Annotated in this window: 3 protein-coding genes; all 3 read right to left on the bottom strand. The window is 32.5% G+C overall.

Translation table 11 applies throughout. The annotated features are described in order from the left end of the window. Nucleotides 1-179 precede the first annotated feature (179 nt). Nucleotides 180-737 carry a DNA-3-methyladenine glycosylase I gene (locus tag Q0U66_RS05615; protein ID WP_297378511.1) on the bottom strand — a complete coding sequence of 186 codons (558 nt, stop codon included), beginning with the start codon at nt 735-737 and terminating at the stop codon, nt 180-182. Between the two features lie 89 nt (nt 738-826). Continuing rightward, nucleotides 827-1333, bottom strand: coding sequence for an anaerobic ribonucleoside-triphosphate reductase activating protein (gene nrdG, locus Q0U66_RS05620; protein WP_297378514.1), 507 nt, complete (start codon nt 1331-1333; stop codon nt 827-829). Further along, nucleotides 1330-3474, bottom strand: coding sequence for an anaerobic ribonucleoside-triphosphate reductase (nrdD, locus tag Q0U66_RS05625; protein ID WP_297378518.1), 2145 nt, complete (start codon nt 3472-3474; stop codon nt 1330-1332). Before nrdD ends, nrdG begins: the two co-directional genes overlap by 4 nt. Between the last annotated feature and the right edge of the window lie 159 nt (nt 3475-3633).

Below are 3633 nucleotides of genomic sequence, written 5' to 3' on the forward strand. Positions count from 1 at the left end.
GATATTTTTTTCATGTTTCCTCCATCTCGCAGGGAAACGCCTGCGAACGCGGTTATTAATTGCAGATAAAAATCTTTTCGTATAGCCCCAACGTTCCATGGACTATCACTATAAGCTTTCGCTAACACTAATAACCTACTCAGTTTATATTTTAAATTATACCCATATGAATAAATTAATCAATCTTCAAATTTAAAATCGCAAGATAAGAGGTGGTCATTTAAAACACCAATGGCTTGTAAAAATGAATATATGGTAGTAGATCCAATAAATTTAAATCCTAATTTTTTTATATCTTCACATATCTTGTCAGACAGATAGTTTTTATTTGGAATCTCTTCCATATGAGACCATGGACTTAAAACTGGTGTATCTATAACATAAGCCCAAACAAAATCACTAAAAGACTTGTCCATAGATAAAACTATTTTGGCATTATTTATAATGGCTTCAATCTTTTTTTGATTTCTAACTATACCTTGATTTTCCATTAAAGATCTTACTTTTTCTTGATCAAAATTAGCTACTTTTTCAATATCAAAATTTTCAAAAGCTTTATCAAATTCTTCTTCTTTTTCTAAAATTGTAGCCCATGATAGGCCTGCCTGAAATATTTCTAAAGAAAGTGCTCTAAACATTTTTTGATTATCTTTTTCCACCTTCCCCCAAATATGGTCGTGGTAGGCTTGCATTTTTTCTGAAGAGTCCGCCCAAGGACACCTATTTACTTGACTCATCACATCTCCTTAACTTTTATATTCTCTTATAGTATATATAAAGTATTGTCGGAAATCAAAAAGGCTGACTTTCTAGCCAACCTTTAATATTAATCTATGTCAAGTGTTACCACTTGATTTTTTTCTAATGTTTTTTTCACATCAATGACTCTTTGATTGGATGAGCCTCTAAACTTAAGTTTCAAATTTAATAAGTCTTGAATAAAGGGCCCATCTATCAAAATATCGCATTCTTTGAGCATATCCAACCTATCAGGGTCTTTTATTAATTCTTCATAAACATAGCCAGAATAAGCCCAAATTTCTTTGTTTGTCTCTTTCTTTACTGCTCTAATAACCTCTGTCAACCATGTGTTTTGGAAGGGTTCCCCACCTAAAATTGTAAGTCCTTTTACTACAGGATCTTTCATATAGTCAATCACTAGTTGGGTTTCTTTTTCAGTCCATTTTTCACCATAGTTGAAGTCCTGGTATAGCTCATTAAAACAACCTGGACACTTATGGGTACAACCTGTACAAAAAACGCTTACCCTTATACCAAAACCATTGGCGACATCATACTTTCTTATTTGAGCATAATTACCATATTCTATCATATATGTAAAACCCTTGAAGCTATTTCTTTTGTACGACCCTCATTCCAAAAGTTTTCACCTAAATAGCCACAAGTTCTCCTGATTACCGTCAATTTATCTTTATTTTTATTACCACAATTTGGACATTCCCACTCATTATCTTCATTGACTATGATTTCTCCATCAAAACCACATTCATGGCAGTAGTCTGACTTAGTGTTAAATTCTCCATACATGATATGGTCATAAATATATCGAATTAATGTTTCGACAGCTTCAATATTATTTGTCATATTTGGTATTTCCGCATATGAAATCATTCCGCCTGTTGATAATTTTTGGAATTGTGATTCAAAATCAAACTTATCAAATACACTTATTTTCTCCCTCACATCTACATGGTAAGAATTTGTATAATAGCCCTTGTCTGTTACATCCTTGATATCACCAAATCTCGCCCTATCAATAGAAGCAAATCGGTGGGTTAAGGATTCGGCTGGAGTGCCATATAAAGCAAAGCCTAATCCTGTTTCTTTTTTCCAATCATCACAAGCCTGTCTCAATCTTTTTATTAGTTTTAAAGCAAAGTCTTCTCCACCTCTAGTATGAGATTGACCAGTTATCAAAATAGATGCCTCATAAAGACCAATATATCCTAAAGATATAGTTGCATATCCATTTTCTAAGTATGGTCTTATTTTTTCTCCCTTATCCAACCTAGCTATGGCTCCATGTTGCCAATGGATAGGTGAAACATCTGAACTAGCATCTTTAAGTAAGTCATATCTTAAAAGCAGGGCTTTCTTAGATAAGTCTAGTCTTTTTTCTAATATCTTGAAAAACTCTTCTTCATCATGGTTAGCTAAAATTGCAATTTGAGGGAGGTTTATGCTTACTACTCCCATATTGAATCTTCCATCAAATTTGTAGTTATTATCCTTATCCTTCCACGGAGATAAAAATGACCTACAACCCATTGGACCAAAGACATTTCCTTCATATAATTCTTTCATTTTTTTAGCTGAAACATAATCAGGATACATTCTTTTAGCTGTGCATTCTGCAGCTAATTTTGTAATATAATAATATTCAGAATCTGGGTGAACATTGTGGTCATCTAAAACGTATACTAGCTTTGGAAAAGCTGGAGTTACATATACATTAGCCTCATTTTTTATTCCTTGAATCCTCTGTCTTAATATTTCTTCTTGGATGAGGGCAGCTTCTTTGGCATATTTATAAGTAGGTTCAAAATACATAAATAAGGTTACAAAAGGTGCTTGTCCATTTGTAGTCATCAAGGTATTTATCTGATATTGAATAGTTTGTATACCATCTTTGATTTCTTTTCTAGTTCTCTTCCAAGCTACTTGTTCAGCCTTTACCTGATCTGGCTCTATTCCATATATTTCTACTTGCTCTTTTAGGGCTTGGTCTAGATATTTGTTGTAAGATCTTCTTACAAAAGGCGCAAGTATCCTATCTACACCATTTATGGTCTGACCTCCATACTGGCCTGAAGCTACCTGGGCTATTATTTGAGTGGTTACTGTACAAGCAACTTGAAATGATTTAGGTGAATCTATTTTTTTACCATTTACTATAGTTCCATTAGTTAACATATCTTCGAGATCGATGAGGCAGCAATTAAACATTGGCTGCATTATGTAGTCCATATCATGGAAGTGTATAGCTCCTGTGTCATGAGCTAAGAGTATGTCTGCTGGTATAAGTTTTCTTCTAGCAATATCTTTGGAAACTTCCCCAGCTATAAGATCTCTTTGAGTTGAAACTATTTTAGCATCCTTATTAGAATTTTCATCCATTACATCTATATTTGTCTTATTAAGTATGCCAAGTATGTCATCATCTATAGTATTCATTTTTCTTTTGAACTCTTGTACTGACCTGTAGGATTCGTAAGCCTTGGCTGTAGCTAAATTTCCTTCTTCGATTAAAGAATAATATACTTCTTCTTCAATTTGATGGATAGTTATATCTTTATCTATCTCTTTGGCCTTATCTTCAATTTTATTTGCTATCCTTAAAGCCTGACCTTCTTCATAAATACCCGTATAGGAATTCATAGCTTTTTCTATGGCTATTATTATTTTTTCTTTATCAAATGGAAGCTTTCTTCCATCTCTTTTTATAACTAACATATTTTCCCCTTTCATGGAGTTATTATACTATATATTGTGTTTATTTTAAAGATAAATACTGTTAATAGTATATCTCTTTGACTTATTGTTTTATTAGAAACCAAGATGAATACTAAACTCTTTAAAATAAAAACTAGCTTCAAAATATGAAACTAGTTT

Source organism: uncultured Helcococcus sp., from assembly GCF_946998255.1.
Classification (GTDB): domain Bacteria; phylum Bacillota; class Clostridia; order Tissierellales; family Peptoniphilaceae; genus Helcococcus.

Bases quoted from the DNA above. Each gene is read 5' to 3' on its own strand.
- Q0U66_RS05615 (WP_297378511.1), bottom strand. From the start codon at position 737: ATGAGTCAAGTAAATAGGTGTCCTTGGGCGGACTCTTCAGAAAAAATG.
- nrdG (WP_297378514.1), bottom strand. From the start codon at position 1,333: ATGATAGAATATGGTAATTATGCTCAAATAAGAAAGTATGATGTCGCC.
- nrdD (WP_297378518.1), bottom strand. From the start codon at position 3,474: ATGTTAGTTATAAAAAGAGATGGAAGAAAGCTTCCATTTGATAAAGAA.